Source organism: Nonomuraea endophytica (assembly GCF_014203235.1).
GTDB classification, from domain to species: domain Bacteria; phylum Actinomycetota; class Actinomycetes; order Streptosporangiales; family Streptosporangiaceae; genus Nonomuraea; species Nonomuraea endophytica.
Window position 1 is genome coordinate 145,541 of the sequence record NZ_JACHIN010000021.1, and the last position, 22,657, is coordinate 168,197.

A 22,657-nucleotide genomic window follows, 5' to 3' on the forward strand; every position below is an offset into this window, starting at 1 on the left:
GTGAACTCAGTCCAGGTAGTCCCGCAGCATCTGCGCACGAGTGGGGTGGCGCAGCTTGGCCAGGGTCTTGGACTCGATCTGCCGGATGCGCTCGCGGGTGACGCCGAACTCGCGTCCGACCTCCTCCAGCGTGCGCGGATGACCGTCGGCGAGGCCGAAGCGCAGCTGGATGATGCGCTGCTCGCGGTCCGACAAGGTCGCCAGGATGTCGTCGAGCTGGTCCTGGAGCATGATGAAGGCGGCGGCTTCCATGGGGACCACCGCGTCGGCGTCCTCGATGAAGTCGCCCAGGTCGGAATCTTCCTCACCGATCGGCGACTGCAGCGAGACCGGCTCCTGGGCGATGCGCTGGATCTCCACCACGCGATCGACCGGCAGGTCCATTTCCTTGGCGATCTCTTCGGGGATGGGCTCACGCCCGAGGTCCTGGTGGAGCTGACGCTGCACCCGGACGAGTTTGTTGATCGTCTCCACCATGTGCACCGGAATGCGAATGGTGCGCGCCTGGTCGGCAATCGCCCGAGTGATCGCCTGCCGGATCCACCAGGTGGCGTACGTGGAGAACTTGTAGCCCTTGGTGTAGTCGAACTTCTCGACCGCGCGGATGAGGCCGAGATTGCCTTCCTGGATCAGGTCCAGGAAGAGCATTCCGCGGCCCACATAGCGTTTGGCTATCGACACCACGAGTCGCAGGTTGGCCTCGATGAGGCGTTGTTTGGCCCGGGTTCCCTGCCAGACGAGCTCGCGCAGTTCGGGGAAGGCCAGGCGGGAGACCCCGTTGCCCAGCTTGTCCTCGGCGAACAGGCCGGCCTCTATCGACTTGGCGAGTTCCACCTCCTCCTCAGCGGTCAGCAGCGGCACGCGGCCGATCTCGCGCAGGTAGATGCGGACAAGATCGCTGGTCGGCGCGCGTTTGCCTACGTCTTCCTCGTCGGCGCGAGTGGTCTCTTCGTCGCCCTGAGGCTCGAGGACCTCCACGCCGTTCTCGGCGAGCATGCGCACGACGCGTTCCAGCGCGTCGGACGGCAGCTCGGATCGGTCGAGCGCGGCGGCGACGTCATCGACGGTTACGCTGCCGCGCTCCCTTCCCTTCGCGACGAGGTCCGCCACCTGATCGACCGATGGCGCTCCTGCTGGCAGTACCGATGCACCCACGGGACACAGTCTGCAGTATTGGTTCCATAAAATGGCAGACCCATTTTTGTCACAGAAGGTAAGGCCGGGGGTCTTACCAAATTGAGATCGGTTTAAGGTTTAGCCCGACTTTGATCAGGAAAGTAAAGTCAATTGCGCGATCTGGTTGGGCGCGCCCGGCAACTGCGCGGAGCCGGGCGCACGGCTTTCCCTGCCTGAGGCGTCGGGAATCAATCCACTGAATTCACCGGAAATCCCCGATGTGGTCGCGGGCCCAATCGGCGTACGTGCGTCCGGGACGGCCCAGCACCTGCTCCAGATCGGGCCACGGACGCTCCAGCGCCGACCAGTCCTGATCGGAGTAGCCGTCCTCGCCGGAGGCCGCGCCGCCGTCGTAGTCGGCGAAGCCGAGCATGAGATCGGCCGACGCGGCGGCGAACCCGCCCTGCGCCTTGAGCAGCTCCCTGGCCCGCTCGCGCGAGACCTCCTCATACCGAACCGGCTCGCCCAGCGCCTCCCCGATGGCGGCGACCTGCTCGCGCACCGTCCACGAGGCCGGCCCGGTGATCGTGTACGCCCGGCCGTGGTGCCCGTCCTCCAGCAGCGCCCGGACGGCGACGGCGGCGATGTCGGCCTCGTGGACGAGGTTCATCGGCTCGTCGGCGAACGGATAGCGCACCACCCGCTCGGCCCGCACCGACGGCGCCCAGAGCTGCAGCATGTTCGCCATGAACCCGCCGGGCCGCACGTGCGTCCACTCCAGGCCGGACTTCTCCACGACCGTCTCGACCGGGTTGTGATGCAGCCCCACGCTCACCGAGGCGGCCGACAGGTCGACGATCCGCCGCACGCCCGCCTCCTTGGCCAGCGCCACCACCTCCTCGGCTGTCTCCTCGACCGGGAACAGATACAGCGCCCCGACCCCCTCCAGCGCCGTCTCCAGCGTCCCGGGCCGCTCCAGGTCGGCCCCGGCCACCTCGACCCCGTCCGGCAGCCCGTGCGCCGCCTCGGGCCTGCGCGTCGTCGCCCTTACCCGCACGCCCGCTTCCACGAGCTGCTTCACCACGTTGCGGCCCACGAATCCCGTGGCGCCTGTCACCAGAACCGTCATGTCACCCACGCTAGTGCCCATTCCGGTCACTTTCCGTCCGCAATATCCTGCCGGTTATGGCGAACACGAGCGGCCGGATGCTGCGCCTGCTGTCCCTCCTGCAGACACACCGCCACTGGCCCGGCACCGACCTCGCCGCCCGCCTCGGCGTCAGCGAGCGCACCCTGCGCCGCGACATCGACCGCCTGCGCGAGCTCGGCTACCCCGTCGACGCCGCCCGCGGCGTCGACGGCGGCTACCAACTCCGATCCGGTACGGCCATGCCGCCCCTCCTCCTGGACGACGACGAGGCGGTGGCCATCGCGGTCGGCCTCCAGGCGGCGGCGGACGGGGCGGTGGCGGGCGCGGAGGAGACGTCCGTCCAGGCCCTCGCCAAGATCGTCCAGGTCATGCCGCCCAGGCTGCGGCACCGGGTCGACGCGCTGGCCCGCTATACGGTCCGCCCGTTCACGTCGACGGGCCCCCGGACCGACCCCGCCACCCTCACCACCCTCGCCCAGTCCTGCCGCGACACCGAACGCCTCCACCTCACCTACCGCCCTGGTCCGGCATCCCGTCCAGGAGGCCCGATGTCCTCTTCGGGAGGCCCGGTATCCCCTTCGGCAGGCCCGGCATCCCCTTCGGGAAGTCCCGCGTCCCTTTCGGGAAGTCCCGCGTCCCCTTCGGGAAGTCCCGCGTCCCCTTCGGGAAGTCCGGCATCCCCCTCGGCAAGTCCCGCGTCCTCTTCGGGAAGTCCGGCGTCCTCTTCGGGGAGTCCGGCGTCTTGTTCGGGGCCCGCTGGTGGGGACAGGCGGCATGTGGAGCCGCATCGGCTCGTGTCCGTGCGGCGTAAGTGGTATTTGCTGGCCTGGGACCTCGACCGGCACGACTGGCGGACCTTCCGGGTGGACCGGATGGAGGCCCCGGCAACCACCGGCGTCCCGTTCCGGCCGCGAGAGGTGCCGGGTGGCGATCCGGCCGCGTTCGTGCGCGACCGCTTCACCTCGCAGCCCGCCGCCTGGGAGATCGTGGTGATCGTCCACACCTCCCTGGAACACGCCCAGCGCGTGGTCGCGGCCACGGGCGGCATCGTGGAACCCGTCGACGACGCGACCTGCCGCCTCGTGATGCACGTGGACGAGTTCGACTGGCCGGTGCTCATCCTGACCGCGCTGGCCGCCGACTTCGAGGTGGTGAAGCCACCCGAGTTCCGCGCGTACCTCGGCGAGACCGCGGCCCGCCTGGCACGCGGCGTCAAGCGATCTTGATGGTCACCCGCGGGGTCAGCTTCCGGCGGCGCGGTCGCGCAGGACGCGGCGTTGTTGTTCGAGGGCGACCAGTTCGCCGAACATCCGGTTGTATTCCTGCTGCTCCTCCACCGGGTTGAGCCGCTGGATCCGCGCCTTGACCTGAGCGATGGCCCGGTCGACCGCGACCGCTTCGATGGCGGCCAGCATCGCCGCGCCGTACCTCTCCTCGACGTGCGCTTCGGCCTGGATGACCTCGACGGCGAAGCGCGTCACCAGCCCGCGCGCGGCCTCGTCGGGCGCGTGCTCCAGCAGGCGGTCGACCCACTCGCGCCCGCCGAACCCGGCGGCGGCCATGCCGCCGGCCGCGACGATCACGCCGTGGATCAGCACGTGGTCGGCCCCGGTGAACGCCGCCGCGTCGAGGGCGTCGAAGCGCGGGCCGAGCAGCGCGGGACGCTGGACGGCCAGCTTGAGCAGCTCGCCCTCGACCCGCACGTTGGGGTCGATCGGCGCCGCCCGGCGGGCCCGCTGCGGACGGCCCTGTTGCGCGCCGCCGACCTCGGCGATGCGCTGCATGACGAAGCGCTCGTCCATGAACCCGAGCCACCGGTCGAGGTCGATCGCGTAGCGCTTGCGCAGGCCGACGTCCTTGATCCCGGCCACGATCGGCGCCGCCGCGTCCAGCGCCGCGATCTTGCCCTCGTTGCTGCGCAGGTCGTAGCGGGCGATGGTGGAGCGGATCGCGAACTGGAAGAGTGGCTCCCGGCTGGCGATCAGGTCGCGTACCGCCGCGTCGCCCTGTTTGATCCGCAGGTCGCAGGGGTCGAGCCCGTCGGGCTGAATGGCCACATAGGTCTGGGTGACGAACTTCTGCTCGTCCGCGAACGCCCGCAGCGCCGCCTTCTGCCCCGCCGCGTCACCGTCGAAGGTGAAGATCACCTCACCGGTGGCGGCCGACTGGTCGAGCAGGAAGCGCCGCAGCACCTTGATGTGCTCTTCGCCGAACGCGGTCCCGCAGGTGGCCACGGCCGTGGGCACACCGGCGAGGTGGCAGGCCATCACGTCGGTGTAGCCCTCGACGATGACGGCCTGCGAACGCTTGGAGATCTCCTTCTTGGACAGGTCGATGCCATAGAGCACCTGGGACTTCTTGTAGAGCGGGGAATCAGGGGTGTTGAGGTATTTGGGGCCGTCGTCGGCCTCGATCAGCTTGCGCGCCCCGAACCCGATGACATCGCCCGTGGCATCCCGGATGGGCCAGATCAGCCGCCCGCGGAACCGGTCGATGGGCCCCCTCCGGCCGTCCTTGGCCAGCCCGCCCTTGACGATCTCCTCGGCCGTGAAGCCCCGCCCCATCAGGTGCCGGGTCAGCGCCTCCCACTCGTTGGGCGCGTAACCCACTCCGAAGAGCTCGGCGTCGGCCCGCTCGAACCCCCGCTCCGACAGGAACTTCCGGCCCGGCGCCGCGTCCGGCGACAGCAGCTTGTCGCGGTAGAACTCCGCCGCCGCCTTGTGCGCCTCGATCAGCCGGGCCCGCTCCCCGTGATCGCGCTTGGGGACATAGCCGCCCTGCTCGTACTGGAGCGTGATCCCGGCCCGCGCGGCCAGCCGCTCGACCGCCTCGCTGAACGGCAGATGCTCGGTCTTCTCCACGAAGGTGATGACATCGCCACCCTCTGAGCAGCCGAAGCAGTAATACATCCCGCGCTCGGGGGTGACGTTGAAGGACGGGCTCTTCTCGTCATGGAAGGGGCACAGGCCCTTGAGGTTGCCGCCTCCGGCGTTGCGCAACTGGATGTGCTCGCCGATCACCTCGGCGATGGGGGAACGCTCACGAACGAGTGCGATGTCGACATCACGGATCCGGCCAGCCACGCGGCAGAGTCTATTGCCGCCCACCGACACAATCGCCGTCGCATGCCGAACCCCTCAAGATCCTTCCACCTGGCCCGGGTTGATCAGGGCATCGATCCCCGGCGGCGCAAGCACCACGGGCGATACACAACCGGCCAACCACCCAACGGGCGTGCCGGAAAAGGGGACGAGTCCAGCGGGTGGGCAGGGCCGAGCGGGCAGGGCGGAGCGGGCGGGGCGAGCCGTGCGGGCGGCCGGGCCGAGGCCGGCGAGGCGGAAGGTGGGCAAGCGGAGCGGGAGGGCCGGAGCGGGAGGGCGAGTGGGGCGCAGCGGGGGCGAGCCGAGCAGGCGGAGCGGGTGGAGCGAGCTGTGCGGGCGAGGTGGGCCGCCTGGCGGCCGGAGCGGGTGTGGTGAGTGGGCGGGGTGGAAGGGCGGGGTGGGAGAGTGGGACTGCGGGGTGGGGGCGCCCGTAAGGTGGGGGTCTGGGTGCGTTCTGGGGGTCACAGGTCGCGCGAAGTGTGGCGCAAGCGATAGGCGCAGCCCCAGCCCTTTCGGGCAAACAGGTGATGCAGGAGCTCCCGGTCGGCTACAAAGGGAACGGTTGTCGTTGGATACGGTGACACGGGTGGAGATCATGCGATCGGGGCTTTTGGGGCGTTGTGCCGCCGTGGCGGGGGCATTGCTGGTCAGCGCGGGTTGTGCGCAGGGCGCCGGTGTCGCCGGGGTCAGCGCCAGCGCGCCCGCCACCGTCAGCCCTTCCGCCACCCCACAGGTCACCGGCACCATCCCGCCCAAGGAGCCGCAGGCGCGGCCCCAGGGCGATGACCCGGTCAGGGTGCCGCCGCCCAAGATGTCCAAGTACGAGTACGTCTTTCCGGTGAAAGGCTGCCGGACCACGTACCAGCGGCAGCTCCTCGTGCTCCCCAAGACCACGATCTGGGCCGCCCAGGGGTGCTCGTTCGTCGCCCCCATCGGCGGGACGATCGACGAGGTCAACACCAAGAACCGGTGGCGCCCCTCGACCGACAAGGGCGCCGACCGCGAGGGCAGGTTCGTCACGCTGATCGGCGACGACGGCGTCCGCTACCTGGGCGGCCATCTCGACAGCGTCACCGAGGGCCTCGCCCCCGGCGCCAAGGTCAAGGCGGGCCAGGTCCTCGGCCAGGTCGGCAAGTCGGGCAACGCCCGCGACACCGGCGCGAACCTGTACTTCGCCATCTCCTGGAAGACCGGCCCCGCCTACTGGTGGGTACGCCGCGGCATGGTCGAACCCTGGGCGTACCTGGACGCGTGGGCCGAGGGCAACAAGACCTACTCCCCCCGCGACGCCGCCTTCGGCCTGCGCAAGAAGCTGGGCGAGACGCCGCCCTGCCAGGTGCAGTGCAAGTCGAAGAAGGCGCCGCAGTCGACCACCGACACGAAGCCGAAGGAGGACGAGGAGCCGCCGGTCGTCATCGGTGACCCGACGACAACTCCTGCGAGTCGACCTTGACGCCGGACCTGATGAGGTCCTGGATGTCGCCGACGACGTCCCACACGTTGACGTTCATCCCGGCGACGACCCGGCCGTCACGCAGCCAGTAGGCGATGAACTCCAGCGCGTCGACGTCGCCGCGGAAGACGACCTCGTCGTAGCCCTGGACGTCGCCGGAGAACTCCATCCCGATCTCGAACTGGTCGCTGAAGAAGTACGGCACCCGGTCGTAGACCACGTCCTGCCCGAGCATGGAGCGCGCCGCGGCCGGGCCGCCGTTCAGCGCGTTGGCCCAGTGCTCGACGCGCAGCCTGCGGCCGTACAGCGGGTTGAAGGACTCGGCCACGTCACCGGCGGCGTAGACGTCGGGGTCGGAGGTGCGCAGCGCGGCGTCGGTCAGGATGCCGTCGGACACGTCGAGCCCGGCGTCCACGGCCAGGCCGGTGTCGGGCGTGGCTCCGATGCCGACGAGGACGAGGTCGGCTTCGAGTCGTTCGCCGCTGCTGAGCCGTACCCCGGTCTGCGTGATCTCCGCGACGGGCGTGCCGAGGCGCAGGTCGACGCCGTTGCGGCGGTGCACGTTCGCGAAGACCTCGCCGAGTTCGGGCCCGAGCACGCGGTGCAGCGGCGTGGGCTCGGGCTCGACGATCGTCACCTCGCAGCCGGCGCCGCGGGCCGCGGCCGTGGTCTCCAGGCCGATCCAGCCGGCGCCGACGACCAGCACCCGTCCGCCGCGGGCGAAGCGCTCCTTGAGCGCCTCGCTGTCCTGCACGGTGCGCAGGTAGCGCGCGGGTCCCGGCAGCCGTCTGGGGCTGGATCCGGTCGCGATGAGCAGTTTCTGGTACGGCTGCCGCGACCCGTCGGACAGCCTGACGGTGTGGCTTCCGAGGTCCAGCCGGGTGGCCCGGAGGCCGAGGCGCAGGTCGATATCGTGGTCCGCGTACCAGCCGGTGGCGTGGACGAAGATCTTTTCTCTTTCGCTTTTGCCCTGCAGATAGCCCTTGGACAGGGGCGGGCGTTCGTAGGGCCGTTCCGTTTCCGCGCCGATGAGGACGATCTCGCCGTCGAAGCCCTCTTCGCGCAGCGTCTGCGCCGCCTTGGCTCCAGCAAGCCCAGCACCGACGATCACAAATGTGGCCATGGGGGCAGTATCCGCCCCCGCAGGTCGTCAGGAAAGTCGCCGGTGCCAGGCGACGGCTGAAGTGTCGGTGAGAGAGGCGATCTGGTCGATGACGACACGGACGCGCCCGGCGTCGTCCTCGGCCTTGAGGTAGGCGGGGCGGAAGGCGGGTTCGAGCGTGCGGGGCGCGCCGAGCGTGATGAGGGAGGCCAGTTCGGTGATGAGCTCGCGCTGTCTGGCCTGGTTGGCGTGGTGGTCGTCGCGGGTCATCACGTAGTGGGCGGTGACGCCTTTGAGCAGCGCGCATTCGAGCCTGGTGTCGTCGGGCACGACGAGGTCGGCGCGGTGGCGCGGGCCGTACGCGCCGATGGTGGCGCTCTGCGCGGAGCGGCAGAAGCGTCCGATGAGGCCGCTGGTGAGGGCTTTGAGGCCGGCCAGGTCGGCCAGGGTGGCGGCGAACGTGCGCGGCCAGAGCGGGTCGGCGATGAACTTGGCGAAGACCTCTTCGAGCCGGCCGGGGTCGACGTCGCGGGCGTACCAGAGGCGGGTGACCTCGCAGACCTGGCGGCGCTCGTCGGCCGACTGGAGGGCTTCCGGGGTGACGTATCCGGCGTGCAGCGCGTCTTCGAGGTCGTGGACGGAATAGGCGACGTCGTCGGCCCAGTCCATGATCTGCGCCTCGAAGCTGACGCGGCCCTCGGGGGCGCCGTCGCGGATCCACTCGAAGACCGGCAGGTCGTCCTGGTAGACGCCGAACTTGGGGGACTTGTCGCAGGTCCAGGGGTACTTGATGGAGGCGTCGAGTGCGGCTCTGGTCAGGTTGAGCCCGGCGCTCTCGCCCGACTCGGTGAGGACCTTGGCCTCCAGGCGGGTGAGCAGGCGCAGGCTCTGCGCGTTGCCCTCGAAGCCGCCACACGAGGGCGCGAGCGCGTTGAGCGCGACCTCGCCGTTGTGCCCGAACGGCGGATGCCCGAGGTCGTGCGCCAGGCAGGCGGTCTCCACGAGGTCGGGGTCGACGCCCAGGGTGGCGCCCATCTCCCTGCCGACCTGGGCGCACTCCAGCGAATGCGTCAGCCGGGTACGCGGGATGTGCTGGCCGACGCCCAGCGTCTCACCGGGGCCGACGACCTGGGTCTTGGCCGCGAGGCGGCGCAGGGCGGCGCTGTGGAGCACGCGGGCCCGGTCCCGCCCGAACGGGCTGCGCTCGGGGTTGCCGGGTGGTTCCGGCACCCAGCGCTCCTGGTCATGCTGGTCATAGCGGGACATAAGAACGGTGAGTCTACTCCTGTCCACCCAACCCCTCCTGTGCTGGGAGTATTGCCCCGGTGACCACCTCCCTACGCGTGGATGAAGCGCCAGGCCGCCCGGCCTGGCGCCGATGCCGTCAGCGGGTGTCGGAGTCGTTCTGCGTCAGTACGGCCCGGCCGGCCTCCAGGCGGGCGACCGGGATGCGGAAGGGCGAGCAGGAGACGTAGTCGAGCCCGGCCTCGTGGCAGAAGTGGACCGAGTCGGGGTCGCCGCCGTGTTCGCCGCAGATGCCGAGCTTGAGGTCGGGCCGGGTGGCCCTGCCCTCCTCGACGGCCAGGCGGACCAGCCGGCCGACGCCGTCGCGGTCGAGGGTCTCGAACGGGGAGACGCCGAAGATGCCGATCTCCAGGTAGCGGGAGAAGAAGGCGGCTTCGACGTCGTCGCGGGAGAAGCCCCAGGTCATCTGGGTGAGGTCGTTGGTTCCGAAGGAGAAGAACTCGGCGGCCTCGGCGACCTGCCCGGCGGTGAGCGCGGCGCGCGGGGTCTCGATCATGGTGCCGACCAGGGCGTCCACGCCGGTCGCCTGGAGGATCTTGACGGCTTCCTCGCGTACCGCCTCCAGCTCCTGGACGGCGGCGACGAGCGGGATCATGATCTCGGGGCGGGCGCCGGGCACCTCGCGGGCGGCTTCGGCGATGGCCCGCACCTGCATGGCGAACAGGCCGGGGATGACCAGGCCGAGCCGTACCCCTCGAAGGCCCAGCATCGGGTTCTGCTCGTGCAGTCTCTTGACGGCGACCAGCAGCGCGCGGTCCTTGTCCGTGGCCTCGCCCGTGGCGGCCTTGACCGAGAGGGCGACGAGGTCGGGCAGGAACTCGTGCAGGGGCGGGTCGATGAGGCGAATGGTGACAGGAAGACCCTCCATTGCCTGAAAAATCCCGATGAAGTCGGATTTCTGGTGCGGCTCCAACGCGTCCAGCGCCGCCTGCCGTTCCTGCTTGGAGGTGGCCAGCACGAGGTCCTCGACGAGCTGACGGCGCTCGCCCAGAAACATGTGCTCGGTACGGCACAGCCCGATCCCCTGGGCGCCGAAGCGCCGCGCCCTGGCCGAGTCCTCGGGGTTGTCGGCGTTGGCACGCACCCCGAGCCGGCGTACCGAGTCGGCGTGCGCCATGATCCGGTCCACCGCCTTGACCAGTTCGTCATCGGGTTGGGCACCCTCGAAGTACTCCACCACGACCGAGTCCATGACCGGCACCTCGCCGAGGAACACCTCACCGGTGCTGCCGTCGATCGAGATGACCTCGCCCTCGCGCACCTCGATCCCGCCGGGGGCGGTGAAGCGCTTCTGCGAGGAGGAGACCTCCAGTTCCTCCGCGCCGCAGACGCAGGTCTTGCCCATGCCGCGGGCGACCACAGCGGCGTGGGAGGTCTTGCCGCCGCGCGAGGTGAGCACGCCGCGGGCGGCGATCATCCCGGACAGGTCGTCGGGGTTGGTCTCGCGGCGGACCAGGATCACGTCCTCGCCCTTGTCGGCCAGCTCGACCGCGCGCTCGGAGGTGAAGACGACCTTGCCGACCGCGGCGCCGGGCGAGGCGTTCATGCCCTTGGTGATCTTCTTGCGGTCGCCCTCCTGGGAGAAGCGGGGGAACATCAGCTGCGCGAGCTGGTCGCCGGTCACCCGGGTGACGGCCTCGTCGAGTGTGATGAGGCCCTGGTCGACGAGCTGGACGGCGATGCGGAAGGCCGCGGCGGCCGTGCGCTTGCCGACCCGGGTCTGCAGCATCCACAGCTTGCCGCGCTCGATCGTGAACTCGATGTCGCACAGGTCGCGGTAGTGGGTCTCCAGCGTCTCCATGATCGACAGGAGCTCGTCGTAGGAGTGCTTGTCGATGCGCTCCAGGTCCTGCAAGGGGACGGTGTTGCGGATGCCCGCGACGACGTCCTCGCCCTGGGCGTTCTGGAGGTAGTCGCCGTAGATGCCCTGGCGGCCGGAGCCGGGGTCGCGGGTGAAGGCCACGCCGGTGCCGGAGTCGTCGCCGAGGTTGCCGAAGACCATGGCGACGATGTTGACGGCGGTGCCGAGGTCGGCGGGGATACGTTCCTGGCGGCGGTAGAGGATGGCGCGGGGCGCGTTCCACGAGTCGAAGACGGCCTTCACGGCCAGGCGCATCTGCTCGCGGGGGTCGGCGGGGAAGTCCTTGCCGGTCTGCTCGCGCACGATGCCCTTGTAGGTCTCGACGAGGCCCTGGAGCTCCTGCGCGGTGAGGTCGGTGTCCTGGCGGCCGTTCTTGAGCTCCTCCAGCGCGTGCTCGAACAGTTCGCCGTCGATGTCCTGGACGGTCTTGCCGAACATCTGGATGAGCCTGCGGTAGGAGTCCCAGGCGAAGCGGTCGTTGCCGCCCGCCTGCTTGGCCAGGCCGTGGACGGACTCGTCGTTGAGCCCGATGTTGAGAACGGTCTCCATCATGCCGGGCATGGAGAACTTGGCGCCGGAGCGCACGCTGACGAGCAGCGGGTCGTCGGCCTGGCCGAGCTTCTTGCCCATGGCGCTCTCGAGCGCGCTCAGGTGGTCGGCGATCTCCCGCTCCAGTCCCTCGGGGACGGAGCCTTCCGCCAGGTAGTGGCGGCACGCCTCGCTGGTGATCGTGAACCCGGGGGGAACCGGCAGCCCGAGGTTGGTCATCTCGGCGAGGTTGGCTCCCTTGCCGCCGAGCAGGTCCTTGAGATCCCTGTTGCCCTCGGTGAAATCGTAAACGAACTTGGCCACCACAGCTCCAATCAACGCCTCTGCCCTGGACTGTACCGGCGAAAAAGATGATGAAACTGCACACGTCGGTTAAGTCACTGTTTCCCCAGGTCAACGGCCTTCATGAGGTCTAATCCAATTAAAACTCCAGTCTTCCCGAAATTGGTTTATACCAATTGGTTTACACCAATTCTTGAGAAAGCTGTGGGGTAGGAGGAGAATGAGGGACGACCCCCTGACCGGGAGGCGCCGATGGCCACCCCCACCACCAAGCCGACGCGCCGCGCGCGCCTGACCGCCGGATCGGCGCGGGCCGCGGCCGGCAGCGCCCGCTACCTCGACGACCGGCTCGGCACCGGCCGCTGGCTGGCGCCCAACCTGCGCAAACTCTTCCCCACCCACTGGTCGTTCCTGCTGGGCGAGTTCGCGCTCTACTCCTTCGTCCTGCTCGTGCTGACCGGCACGTTCCTCACGCTCTTCTACAAGCCGGAGGCGGGCGCCGCGTTCGAGTCAGTGCGCGAGCTCAGCGTGGACGTGCGCGGCGGGCTGCTCATCCGGCAGATGCACCACTGGTCGGCGACGATCTTCGTACTGGCGATCGTGGCCCACATGTTCCGCGTCTTCTTCACCGGGGCGTTCAGGAAGCCGCGTGAGCTGACGTGGGTGCTGGGGGCGCTGCTGTTCGGGCTGGCGCTGTTCGAGGCGTTCCTCGGGGTGACGCTTCCGGCCAACCAGCTCGGCATGTCCGGGCTGCGCGAGACCCAGGGGCTGCTGCTGTCGATCCCGCTGGTCGGCACGTATCTGTCGTCCTTCGTCTTCGACGGCCCCTTCCCCGGCCAGGTGATCCCGCGGGCGTTCGTCGCCCACGTGCTGCTGGTGCCCGGCCTCCTGCTGGCGCTGGTGCCGCTCCACGCGCTGGTGCTGACCTGGCGGCAGAAGCACACCGAGCACCACGGGAGCGGCGGCCGGGTCAGCGGGGTGCCGTTCTTCCCCGCCTTCTCCCTCAAGCAGGGCATCACCTCGCTGGGCACGTTCACGGTCATCGCCGCGCTGGCCACGTTCGTCATCGTCAACCCCGTCTGGACCGCCGCGCAGGCCTACCGTCCCGGCGCCGCGCCGCCGTCGGCGCAGCCGTTCTGGTATTACGGCGTGCTCGAAGGCATGCTCCGCCTGCTGCCGCCATGGGAGTTCACGATCGCGGGCTTCACCTTCTCCGCCGGGCTCTGGATCCCGATGCTCGTCCTCGGCGGGTTCTTCACGATCCTGCTGTTCTGGCCGTTCATCGAGCGCCGCTTCACCGGCGACCGCGCCTACCACCAGGTCGTGCAGCGCCCCGCCGCCGCGCCCGTGCGGACCGCGCTGGGTGTCGCGGTCGTCGTCTTCTTCACCGTCATCTGGTCGGCGACCTGGTTCACCACCGACCTCACCGCCGACGCGCCCCTGCTCACCGTCCCCGCCGAGCTCTACCCGACCCTCCTGTACGGCTTACGCGCCGCCGTCATCGTCCTCCCCGGCGTGGCATACGCGATCACGTTATGGCTGTGCAAAAGGCGATATCGCGATGTGATCTCCGAATGACACGCTGCCCTGCGTGCGATCCCTGTTAGCCGCCGCGGCGCTGCTGGCGGCCACCGCCTGCTCCGCCTCCACCGATTCCGCACCCTCGCCCGCGCCTTCGGCGACCGTGCAGCGCTACCACGCCACCGAGCTGCGCCCCGGCGATTGCTTCGACGAGCTGCCTCCCGACGGCATCACGACGCTGGTGCCCTGCGAAAAGCCGCATGTCTACGAGTTCGCCGGGATCTGGGTGCTGCCCGACGAGCCGTGGCCGGGCGACGACAAGGTGATCGAGGGGTCCACGAAGGGCTGCGAGGGGAAGGTCAAGATCAAGAAGGAGTTCCGGGACACGGTGACCTGGACCGCCTGGGCGCCCGGCCAGGACACCTGGCCCAAGCACCGCACCGCCTATTGCATGGCGTTGTCCGTGGAGGAAAACACGCCACTCACCGGGCACGTGCTCGGCTAGGACAACGGGTTCCCGGCGGGGGCCGGGGTACCCGCGCCGCCCAGCGGCGGGAACCACAGCACGAACGTCGCGCCTGCGCCGAGCTGGGAGAAGACCGCGACCCGGCCCCCGTGCGACTCCACGATCTGCCTGACGATGGCCAGGCCCAGGCCGGTGTGCCGGTCACGGCGGCTGCTCTCGCCCCGCCAGAACCGGTCGAAGACCCTCGGCTGGTCCTCTTCCGCCAGGCCGGGGCCGTCGTCGGCGACCGCGGTCCACAGCCAGCCGTCCTCCCGGCCAGCCGCCACCCGGACGCGGCCGTCCGGGGGCGAGAGCCGTACCGCGTTGGACAGGAGGTTGGCGACGGCGCGCCGCAGCGCGTCGTGGTCGCCGCTCATCGCGAGGTCCTGCTCCAGCCGGCGGGTCAGGGTGAGGCCGCGGCCGGCGGCCAGCGCGGCGTATTCCTCGCTGGCCTCCTGCACCACGCGGCCCAGGTCGAGGTCGGCGTCGGCGAAGGCGGCGCCCTGACGTCTGGCGCTGGCCAGCAGGTCCTCGACCAGGCGGGTCATGCGGGTCGTGGCGCGGTCGACCACGGCGACGGCGCGGGTGCGTTCCTCGTCGCTGGCATCCGGGGTGGCGAGGACGGCGTCCACGTTGGCCCGGATGATCGTGAGCGGGCTGCGTAGTTCGTGCGAGGCGTCGTCGATGAGCCGGCGCTGCGCGCTGAAGGCGGACTCCAGGCGGTCCAGCATGGTGTCCACGGTGTCGGCCAGGTCGCGCAGCTCGTCGCGCGGGCCGTTCAGCCGGATGCGCCGGGTCAGGTCGGTGGCCTGGATCTCCTCGGTCGTGCGGGTGATGGCGCGCACCGGGCGCAGCACGCGGCCGGACAGCACCCAGCCGATGCCGAGGCTGGCCAGGAAGAGCGCGCCCAGCGTGACCAGCGAGTAGTCGCGCAGCGTGGCCAGGGTCTTGACGTTGATCGCGTTCTCGACCTCCTCCACGAACACGACCTCTTCCTTGCCCACGTACTCGCCGCCCCGGTAGGCCTTGGCGTACTCGGTGGTGTAGGGGCGCTGGTCGGTGGTCTTGGAGATGCCCCAATAGATGCCGCCCAGCACCAGCGCGGCCAGCACGAACAGCAGCCCCGAGTAAAGCACCGTGAGCCGGAACCGGATCGTGTGGATCATGCCGGCTCCTTCAGCCGGTAGCCCCTGCTGATGACGGTCTCGATGAGGCCGTCCTCCTGGAGCTTGCGCCGCAGGTTGCCGACCGTGACCCGGACCGTGTTGGTGAACGGGTCGGCGTGCTCGTCCCAGACGTGCTCCAGCAGTTCCTCGGAGGAGACGACGTGCCCCGGTCTGGTCATGAGGTAGTGGAGCACGCCGTATTCCTTCGGGGTGAGCGCGAGCGCCCGGCCGCCCAGCGACACCTCCATCCTGGCGGTGTCGATCCGCAGCTGTCCGACTTCCAGGACGGAGGTGCCGCCGGTGTCCCTGCGCAGGAGCGCGCGCACCCGTGCCAGCAGTTCGGGGAAGGCGAAGGGTTTGACGAGGTAGTCGTCGGCGCCTTCGTCGAGCCCGCGGACCCGGTCGTCGAGCCGGTCGCGGGCGGTCACCATGATGACCCGCACGCCCTTGCCCGCCGCCCGGATCTCCCTGCACACCTGGAAGCCGTCGCCGCCGGGCAGGTTCAGGTCGAGCAGCACCAGGTCATACGTGTTGACCTGGAGCTTCTCCTGTGCGACGGGCGCGTCCAGGGCCACGTCCACGGCATATCCGGCGCGGGCCAGGCCGACGCGGAGCGCGTCGACCAGGTCCTCTTCGTCTTCGACGACCAACAGGCGCATGTTTCCTAGTCTCTGATGATTTGTTCGGCGATGGGAGCAGCGCGATCGATGGGGATCGCGAAGCCTATGCCGATGTTGCCGCCGCCCCGGCTCGACGCTATCGCCGTGTTCACCCCCACGACCTCGCCGCGGGCGTTGACCAGCGGGCCGCCGGAGTTGCCGGGATTGATGGAGGCGTCGGTCTGCACCGCGCTGCGGGAGGTGCCGCCCAGCCGTACCTGGCGGTCGAGGGCGCTGACGATCCCCGAGGTCACCGTGCCCGACAAGCCGAGCGGCGAACCGATCGCCAGCACCTGGTCACCGACCGCCAGGTCGGCCGAACGGCCCAAGGTGGCGGGCGCGAGCCCAGTAACGCCCGCCACCTCCAGCACCGCCAGATCCTCATCCTGATCAGCACCCAGGACTCTGGCGGAGAATCTGCGACCGTCGTTCAGCACCACGCTCACCGTGCTCGCCTCGCCGACGACGTGCGCGTTGGTGATGATGTGGCCGGCCCCGTCCACGATGAAGCCGGAACCACCGCCCCGGCCGACGTCGATCGAGACCACGCTCGGCAGCAGCCGCGCGGCCGTACCGGACAGTCCGGTCGTGTTGGGCGCGGCGGGCGCCGCGCGGGGCAGCGTGACCGGCGCCGGACCCGTCGCCAGCCCCGCGCCGGCGAACCCGGCCACCGCCCCGGTCAGCCCGGCGACGAGCACCGCGCTGAGCAGAAGCGCTCCTCTGCGAGGAGCCCGCCCAGCCGGTACGGCTCCCGCCCCCTCGGCCTGGGGTGCCATGTGACCCAGCAGCGGCGAGACGAAGTCGGGCCCACGCGGCGTCCCGAGCCCCCTGTGCGCCCCGGTCATGGCAGCCTCGAGAACCAGAACATGGACCCGACGGCCGCGAGCAACGCCGCCACCAGGCCCGCCGCCACGAACCACATCCAGATCTCCTGCCGTTCCGTCCGGTAGCCGACCGAGGTGCCGATGTCCTCGTACACGGCCTGCAGTTCGTCGCCACTGGCCGCCTCGTAGAAGCCGCCGCCCGCCGCTCCTGCCAGCTCGCGCAGCGCCGGGCCGTCCACGGGCACCGGCACCTGGTTGCCCTGCAGCTCGACGGTGCCGCCGGGCGTGCCGTACGCGATGGTCGTGACTGGGACGCCGCGTGAGGAGGCCCGCTCGGCGGCCTCGCGGATCCCTCGGCCGGTGGTGTTGGAGCCGTCCGACAGCAGGACGATGTGCGCGGGCGGTGGTTCCGCCTCGCTGTCCACGCCGGCGATGGCCTCCAGCGAGGAATAGACGGCGTCGCCGATCGCGGTGCCCGACGAGGTGGTCAGGCGGTCAAGCGCGTTGAAGACGGCCTGCCGGTCCGTGGTCGGCGGCACCGCCACCGACGCCTCCGACGAGAACGTCACCAGCCCGAGGTTGAAGCGCTCCGGCAGCCCGCGCACGAACTCCCTCGCCGCCGCCCGCGCCGCCGTGAACCGGTCGGGGGCGACGTCCGTCGCGCCCATCGAGGCCGACACGTCGAACGCCACCATGATCGTCGCCCGCTCCCTGGGCACCCGCACCTCCGCCGTGGGCCGGGCGAACCCGACCACGAGCAGCGCGAACATCGCCAGCAACGCGCCGGCCGGAACGTGCCGCCGCCACTGCGGGCGCTTCGGGGCCACCTTGTCCAGCAGGTCGAGGTTGGTGAAGCGGACCGCGTAGGCGCTGCGCCGTACCGACATCAGGACGTAGCCGAGCGCCAGCAGCGCGACCGGCACGAGCAACCACAGCCAGATCGGAGAGAGCAGCGTCATGCGGCGTCGCCCCCTCCCTGCCACGACCCTCGCGCGCCCAGCCGCGCCAGCCGGCGCTGGCGCAGCACGTGCTCCACCAGGTCGCGCACCCAGTCGCCGTCGGTGCGCAGCCGCAGGTGCGCGGCGCGGGCGCGGCGCAGCGCCGTCTCGATCCCGGCCCGCTGCGCGGCGGCGGCCTCGGCGTAGCGGCGGCGCAGCCGGGCGCTGGCGGTCGCGTACTCGCGGCGCCGGCCCGTCTCCGGGTCCATCAGCGTGAGCAGCCCCACGTCGGGCAGCGCGAGCTCGCGCGGGTCCAGCACCTCGACCGCGAGCACCTGATGGCGTACGGCCAGCCGCCGCAGCTCCGGCTCCCACGTCTCCGGCGGGTCCAGGAAGTCGGAGACCACCACGACCAGCCCGCGGCGCACCACGGTCCGGCCCATCCGCTGCGCCGCCGTGCCCAGGGCGGCGACCTTCGTCCCCGGCCTGGCCCGCGGCATCGTGAAGATCTCCTGCAGCAGCGCCATCAGGTGCGGACGGCCGGTCCTGGCCGGCAGCGTCCTGAGGCCGGAGCCGTGCAGGAGGTGCGCGCCGATCCGGTTGCCGGTCCGCTGGGTCAGGAACCCGATCGCGGCCGTCGCGGCCAGAGCCAGGTCCCGCTTCTCCATGGCGGCGGTGCCGAAGTCCATGCTGGCGCTGGCGTCCAGCAGCACCCACAGCTCCAGCTCGCGGTCGGCGACCACGTCGCGCACGTGCGGCTCGGCGGTGCGCGCGGTGACGTTCCAGTCGATCCGCCGCACGTCATCACCCGCCTGGTACGGCCGCGCCTCCGCGAGCTCACTTCCCGGGCCGGGCAGCAGGCCGAGATGGTCGCCCTGCAGCAGGCCGTCGAGCCGCCGGGTGATCGTCAGTTCCAGGCGGCGCAGCGCGGGCTCGGCCCGCTCGTATCCGTGGAGGTTCATGCCGCCGACTCCCCCCGCCGGGACTGGGCCAGATTCTGGGCGGTTCCCAGATCCTGGGTCGTTCCCAGGTGCGGCGCGCCGCCCGTCTGGGGGGCGATCACCGGCGTCGGGACGGCACCCAGGACGCGGTCCACCAGCTGACGGGGCGTGACCCCCTCGGCCAGCGCGTCGAACGACAGCACCAGCCGGTGCGCCATCACGTCGTGCGCCACGTCCCGTACGTCCTCCGGCAGGACGTACTCCCTGCCGCGCAGCAGGGCCAGCGCGCGACCGGCCGCCAGCAGGCCGAGCGTGGCGCGCGGGCTGGCGCCGAAGGCCAGCATCCGCTCCACGTCGGGTACGGCGTAGCGGGCCGGAGCCCGGGTGGCGTAGACGAGGCGGACCGCGTACTCGGCGACCGCGTGGTGCACGAACACCCGGTCGGCGCGCCGCTGCAGCGCGATCACCCGGTGCGGGTCCAGGATCGGCTGCGCCCGCGGCGGGTCCACGCTCATGCGGTAGACGATCGCCAGCTCCTCCGATTCGCTGGGATAGCCCACGTCGATCTTCATGAGGAACCTGTCCCGCTGCGCCTCGGGCAGGTGGTAGACGCCTTCCGACTCGATGGGGTTCTGGGTGGCCAGGACCAGGAACGGCGCCGGCACCGGGTGCGTGACGCCGCCGATGCTCACCTGCCGCTCGGCCATGATCTCCAGCAGGGCCGACTGCACCTTGGCCGGGGCGCGGTTGATCTCGTCGGCCAGCAGCAGGTTCGCCATGACCGGTCCGAGTTCGACCTCGAAGGTCTCGGTGGAGGGGCGGTAGATCCTGGTGCCGACGATGTCCGACGGGACCAGGTCGGGCGTGAACTGGATCCTGGCGAACGTACCGCCCACCACCTTGGCCATCGTCTCGGCCGCGAGCGTCTTGGCGATGCCGGGGACGCCTTCGAGCAGGCAGTGTCCACGCGCCAGCACCGCCACCAGCAGGCGCTCGACCATGTGGTCCTGGCCGACGATCACCCGCTTGACGGCGAACAGCGCGCTCTCCAGCAGGGCGGTGTCCTCGCGGACTTCGTCCGGCGCCTGGGTCACGGCTGGACCTTGTCGTCGGGGCAGTCGTTCAGCACCAGCCTGAGCTCTACCGGCTCAGGCGCGGGGGCGGCGGCGTGGGCGGCGCCGGTGGTGGCCAGGACCGCCCCACCGGCCAGCGCCAGCGCCGCCAGGCGTGGCAGGCGGGCCCGCCGGTCCCCGGAAGCATCGGCCGGACGCGATATGCGAAACAACATGCTGGTCCTTTCGCGGGATGAGCATCAGGACGACTCCCGATGTATCGCCTATGTCACCAAGCACCCGCGAAAGCCGCCGTAACGCACACCTTTATACGATTTTTCGCCCGACAGGCCCTTTATCACCCCTACGGCGGCCCCGCCCCGCTCCACCCGCACCCGAGCCGACCCCAACCCGCTTCATGCGCCCCCTGATCAGAGAGGCAGCGTCTATCACCAGCGCAGCGACCATGCCCGAACGTTGAGGCTTGCCCCAAACCCGTGAGGTTGCCCCAACCCGAGGCTGGTCCCCCAGCGTCGAGGCTTGTCCCGAGGCTCTGAGGCTTGTCCCGAGCTTTGAAGGTTGCCCGGCGCGGCCTTTATCTGAGCTTTCGGTGCCCCGGCGTACGGTCCGGACATGATGTCACCCTTCAAGCGGTATCTCGCGGAAGAGGTGGCCCTCGACCACGCCGAGGGACTCATCCCGCGCCGCGAGGCCCTGAGGCGGCTGGGCCTGCTCGGGCTCACCCTGCCCGCCGCCGGCGCGCTGCTGACAGCCTGCGGCGCCGACCCGCCCACCGCCACCCCTGCCGCACCGGCCACCGGCATGACACCGGCCCCGACCAGCGCGCGGCCGAGCCCCTCGGGTACACCCGTCGGCCCCTCTCCCCTGCCGACCGAGGCCATCACGTTCCCCGGCCCGCAGGGCGCGGCACTCCAGGGCGCCTGGGCCGCGGCCGCCGGCCCCAAGGGCGCGGTCCTGGTCATCCACGAGAACCGCGGACTCAACGACCACACCCGATCCGTCGCCGGACGCCTGGCCGCGAGCGGCTACTCGGCGCTCGCCCTCGACCTGCTCTCCCGCGACGGCGGCACCGCCGCCTTCACCGACACCGCGCGGGCCACCGCCAAGCTGGGCGAGATCACGCCCGAGCAGTTCGTCGCCGACATGAAGGCCGCGCTCGGCGAGCTCCAGAACCGGGCGGAGGGCGCCAAGCTGGGCATGGTCGGCTTCTGCTTCGGCGGCGGCATGACCTGGTTGCTGCTGTCGTCGAACGAGCCCCGCCTGGCCGCCGCGGTCCCGTTCTACGGCCCCCTGCCCGCGGGCGCCGACATGACCGGCACGAAGGCCGCCGTCCTCGGCGTCTACGCAGAGCAGGACGACCGGGTCAACGCCACCCGAGACGCCGCTCGGGCGGCCCTGGAGAAGGCCGGCCTCCCGCACGAGATCGCCACGTTCAAGGGTGCCGGGCACGCGTTCTTCAACGACACCGGCCAGCGCTTCAACCCCACGGCCGCGGCACAGGCGTGGGACCGGCTGCTCGACTGGTTCGGCACCCACCTCAGCTGAGAGGACGTCACCCGGCCCGGTCGAGTAGCCGCCGCCTCCCGCGGCCGGGTGACCAGTTCCGCACCACCTCCCACGGCCGCATGACCAGCACGCCACAGCGGAGTGACCAGCACGAAGTCCGAAAACCGCGCCTCATTTCCACCCTCGCCGGTGTTCTACACAACATGAGCGTCTACACGACCATCGACAGCCCGATCGGCGAGATCGTCCTCACCGGCACCGGCGGGGCGCTGACCTCCGTCAAGATAGGCGTCCCCGCGCCGAACGGGGCCACCAGGGACGACGCGCCCTTCGCCGAGACCGTGCGGCAGTTCGCCGAGTACTTCGCCGGCGACCGCACCGCCTTCGACCTCGACCTGCGCCCGTCCGGGACCGCGTTCCAGCACCGCGTCTGGGCCGAGGTCGCGGCGGTGCCGTACGGGAAGACGACCACCTACGGCGAGATCGCCGCGCGCATCGGCGCGCCGCGCGACCGCATCCGCGCGGTCGGCGCGGCGGTGGGGGCCAACCCCCTGCTGATCGTATGGCCGTGCCACCGCGTCATCGGCGCGGGCGGCGCGCTGACCGGCTACGCGGCCGGGATCGAGCGCAAGCGGTTCCTGCTCACCCACGAGGGCGCCCTCCAGCCGGCGCTCATCTGAAGGACGATCATGACCGACATCCAGGACAGAACATACGATGCCGCGATCCGGGACCGGGTCGCGGCGACCGACTGGCCCGCGGTCGCCCGCGAGGTCGACGCCCACGGCTGCGGCCTCACCGGCCCGCTGCTGACGGCGGCGGAATGCCGGGAGATCGCCGGTCTGTACGACGACGTGGCCCGCTTCCGCTCGACGATCGACATGGCGCGCTACCGCTTCGGCTCGGGGCAGTACCGGTACTTCCGGGAGCCGTTCCCCGAGGTGGTGGCGGTCCTGCGGGAGACGCTCTACCCCCGGCTGCTGCCCATCGCCCGCGACTGGGCGGCCCGGCTCGGGTGGGCTGCCACGTGGCCGGACGAGTTCGGCGAGTGGCTGGAGCGCTGCCACGCCGCCGGTCAGGTCAAACCCACACCGATCCTGCTCAAGTACGGCGAGGGCGACTGGAACGCCCTGCACCGGGACCTCTACGGCGACCTGGTCTTCCCGCTCCAAGTGGTCGTCGGCCTGGACGTGCCCGGCGCGGACTACACCGGCGGCGAGTTCCTGCTGGTGGAGCAGCGGCCCCGGGCCCAGTCGCGGGGCACGGTGACCATGCTGCCGCAGGGCCACGGGCTGGTGTTCACCACCCGCGACCGCCCGGTGAGATCGGCCCGCGGCTGGTCGGCCGCACCGGTGCGGCACGGCGTGAGCACGGTCCGCTCGGGCCTGCGGCACACCCTGGGCCTGGTCTTCCACGACGCCGCATGAGTAGCCCTGTGTCAAGCAGCAGCCGGTTGATCTTGGTTGAGGAGTCGTTGGAGGGCTCTGTGCTGGGTGGGGTCGTAGGCGATGCCGTCCTGCCAGCAGTGCCAGATCACGAACAGCCAGGCGCGGGCGAGGATGCGGACGGCGTGCGGGTGGTCGTGGCCGCGGGCTCGGGCCCGGT

At 70.7% G+C, this 22,657-nt stretch carries 20 protein-coding genes; 7 read left to right on the top strand and 13 right to left on the bottom strand.

Annotation, left to right across the window (positions count from 1 at the left end; all coding sequences use genetic code 11):
• Positions 1-6: 6 nt before the first annotated feature.
• Positions 7-1,110 (bottom strand): RNA polymerase sigma factor RpoD, encoded by a 1,104-nt coding sequence (rpoD, locus tag HNR40_RS48015; protein ID WP_312896804.1) that lies wholly within the window; start codon positions 1,108-1,110, stop codon positions 7-9.
• A gap of 268 nt (positions 1,111-1,378) precedes the next feature.
• Complete coding sequence (locus tag HNR40_RS48020; protein ID WP_184973961.1) at positions 1,379-2,245, bottom strand: NmrA family NAD(P)-binding protein; 867 nt, start codon at positions 2,243-2,245, stop codon at positions 1,379-1,381.
• 56 nt (positions 2,246-2,301) lie between these two features.
• Between HNR40_RS48020 and HNR40_RS48025 the strand changes: the two genes are divergently transcribed.
• Positions 2,302-3,492, top strand: a complete 1,191-nt coding sequence (locus HNR40_RS48025; protein ID WP_184973963.1) for a helix-turn-helix transcriptional regulator — start codon at positions 2,302-2,304, stop codon at positions 3,490-3,492.
• A gap of 15 nt (positions 3,493-3,507) precedes the next feature.
• Here HNR40_RS48025 and dnaG read toward each other — a convergent pair whose 3' ends face one another.
• Positions 3,508-5,349: a DNA primase gene (gene dnaG / locus HNR40_RS48030; protein ID WP_184973965.1), complete on the bottom strand. Its 1,842-nt coding sequence runs from the start codon at positions 5,347-5,349 to the stop codon at positions 3,508-3,510.
• 613 nt (positions 5,350-5,962) lie between these two features.
• Here dnaG and HNR40_RS48035 point away from each other — a divergent pair.
• A complete protein-coding gene (locus tag HNR40_RS48035; RefSeq protein WP_184974015.1) occupies positions 5,963-6,820 on the top strand; it encodes a M23 family metallopeptidase in 858 nt (285 codons plus the stop codon).
• Here HNR40_RS48035 and HNR40_RS48040 read toward each other — a convergent pair.
• The 3 genes from HNR40_RS48040 to ppdK form a co-directional block, all read right to left on the bottom strand.
• Complete coding sequence (locus HNR40_RS48040) at positions 6,780-7,943, bottom strand: NAD(P)/FAD-dependent oxidoreductase (RefSeq protein WP_184973967.1); 1,164 nt, start codon at positions 7,941-7,943, stop codon at positions 6,780-6,782. The genes HNR40_RS48035 and HNR40_RS48040 overlap by 41 nt on opposite strands.
• 27 nt (positions 7,944-7,970) lie before the next feature.
• The gene (locus HNR40_RS48045) at positions 7,971-9,188 is read right to left on the bottom strand and encodes a deoxyguanosinetriphosphate triphosphohydrolase (protein ID WP_184973968.1); all 1,218 of its coding nucleotides are present in this window, start codon (positions 9,186-9,188) and stop codon (positions 7,971-7,973) included.
• Positions 9,189-9,306: 118 nt separating this feature from the next.
• Positions 9,307-11,940 carry a pyruvate, phosphate dikinase gene (ppdK, locus tag HNR40_RS48050; protein ID WP_184973970.1) on the bottom strand — a complete coding sequence of 878 codons (2,634 nt, stop codon included), beginning with the start codon at positions 11,938-11,940 and terminating at the stop codon, positions 9,307-9,309.
• Between the two features lie 231 nt (positions 11,941-12,171).
• Between ppdK and HNR40_RS48055 the strand changes: the two genes are divergently transcribed.
• Together HNR40_RS48055 and HNR40_RS48060 are read left to right on the top strand one after the other, a co-directional pair.
• Positions 12,172-13,497, top strand: a complete 1,326-nt coding sequence (locus tag HNR40_RS48055; protein WP_184973972.1) for a cytochrome b — start codon at positions 12,172-12,174, stop codon at positions 13,495-13,497.
• Between the two features lie 13 nt (positions 13,498-13,510).
• Positions 13,511-13,945, top strand: coding sequence for a septum formation family protein (locus HNR40_RS48060; protein ID WP_184973974.1), 435 nt, complete (start codon positions 13,511-13,513; stop codon positions 13,943-13,945).
• Here HNR40_RS48060 and HNR40_RS48065 read toward each other — a convergent pair.
• The 7 genes from HNR40_RS48065 to HNR40_RS48095 are packed head-to-tail and all read right to left on the bottom strand — an operon-like array spanning position 13,942 to position 19,761.
• Positions 13,942-15,111, bottom strand: coding sequence for a sensor histidine kinase (locus tag HNR40_RS48065; protein WP_184973976.1), 1,170 nt, complete (start codon positions 15,109-15,111; stop codon positions 13,942-13,944). The genes HNR40_RS48060 and HNR40_RS48065 overlap by 4 nt on opposite strands.
• Positions 15,108-15,770, bottom strand: coding sequence for a response regulator transcription factor (locus HNR40_RS48070; RefSeq protein ID WP_184973977.1), 663 nt, complete (start codon positions 15,768-15,770; stop codon positions 15,108-15,110). The genes HNR40_RS48065 and HNR40_RS48070 overlap by 4 nt, the downstream gene beginning before the upstream one ends.
• A 5-nt stretch (positions 15,771-15,775) precedes the next feature.
• Positions 15,776-16,615, bottom strand: coding sequence for a S1C family serine protease (locus HNR40_RS48075; RefSeq protein WP_184973979.1), 840 nt, complete (start codon positions 16,613-16,615; stop codon positions 15,776-15,778).
• Entirely contained in the window at positions 16,612-17,553 is a 942-nt protein-coding gene (locus HNR40_RS48080) for a VWA domain-containing protein (RefSeq protein ID WP_184973981.1), read from the bottom strand. The genes HNR40_RS48075 and HNR40_RS48080 overlap by 4 nt, the downstream gene beginning before the upstream one ends.
• Positions 17,550-18,494, bottom strand: a complete 945-nt coding sequence (locus tag HNR40_RS48085) for a DUF58 domain-containing protein (RefSeq protein ID WP_184973983.1) — start codon at positions 18,492-18,494, stop codon at positions 17,550-17,552. Before HNR40_RS48085 ends, HNR40_RS48080 begins: the two co-directional genes overlap by 4 nt.
• Positions 18,491-19,567, bottom strand: coding sequence for an AAA family ATPase (locus HNR40_RS48090; protein ID WP_312896805.1), 1,077 nt, complete (start codon positions 19,565-19,567; stop codon positions 18,491-18,493). Before HNR40_RS48090 ends, HNR40_RS48085 begins: the two co-directional genes overlap by 4 nt.
• Positions 19,564-19,761: a hypothetical protein gene (locus HNR40_RS48095; protein WP_184973985.1), complete on the bottom strand. Its 198-nt coding sequence runs from the start codon at positions 19,759-19,761 to the stop codon at positions 19,564-19,566. The genes HNR40_RS48090 and HNR40_RS48095 overlap by 4 nt, the downstream gene beginning before the upstream one ends.
• 397 nt (positions 19,762-20,158) lie before the next feature.
• On the opposite strand from HNR40_RS48095, the gene HNR40_RS48100 reads away from it, so the two are divergent.
• The 3 genes from HNR40_RS48100 to HNR40_RS48110 all read left to right on the top strand — a co-directional run bounded on the left by HNR40_RS48100 (position 20,159) and on the right by HNR40_RS48110 (position 22,479).
• Positions 20,159-21,091: a dienelactone hydrolase family protein gene (locus tag HNR40_RS48100; RefSeq protein ID WP_221341710.1), complete on the top strand. Its 933-nt coding sequence runs from the start codon at positions 20,159-20,161 to the stop codon at positions 21,089-21,091.
• Between the two features lie 164 nt (positions 21,092-21,255).
• Complete coding sequence (locus HNR40_RS48105; RefSeq protein WP_184973987.1) at positions 21,256-21,732, top strand: methylated-DNA--[protein]-cysteine S-methyltransferase; 477 nt, start codon at positions 21,256-21,258, stop codon at positions 21,730-21,732.
• A gap of 9 nt (positions 21,733-21,741) precedes the next feature.
• Positions 21,742-22,479: a 2OG-Fe(II) oxygenase gene (locus tag HNR40_RS48110; protein ID WP_184973989.1), complete on the top strand. Its 738-nt coding sequence runs from the start codon at positions 21,742-21,744 to the stop codon at positions 22,477-22,479.
• Positions 22,480-22,657 lie beyond the last annotated feature (178 nt).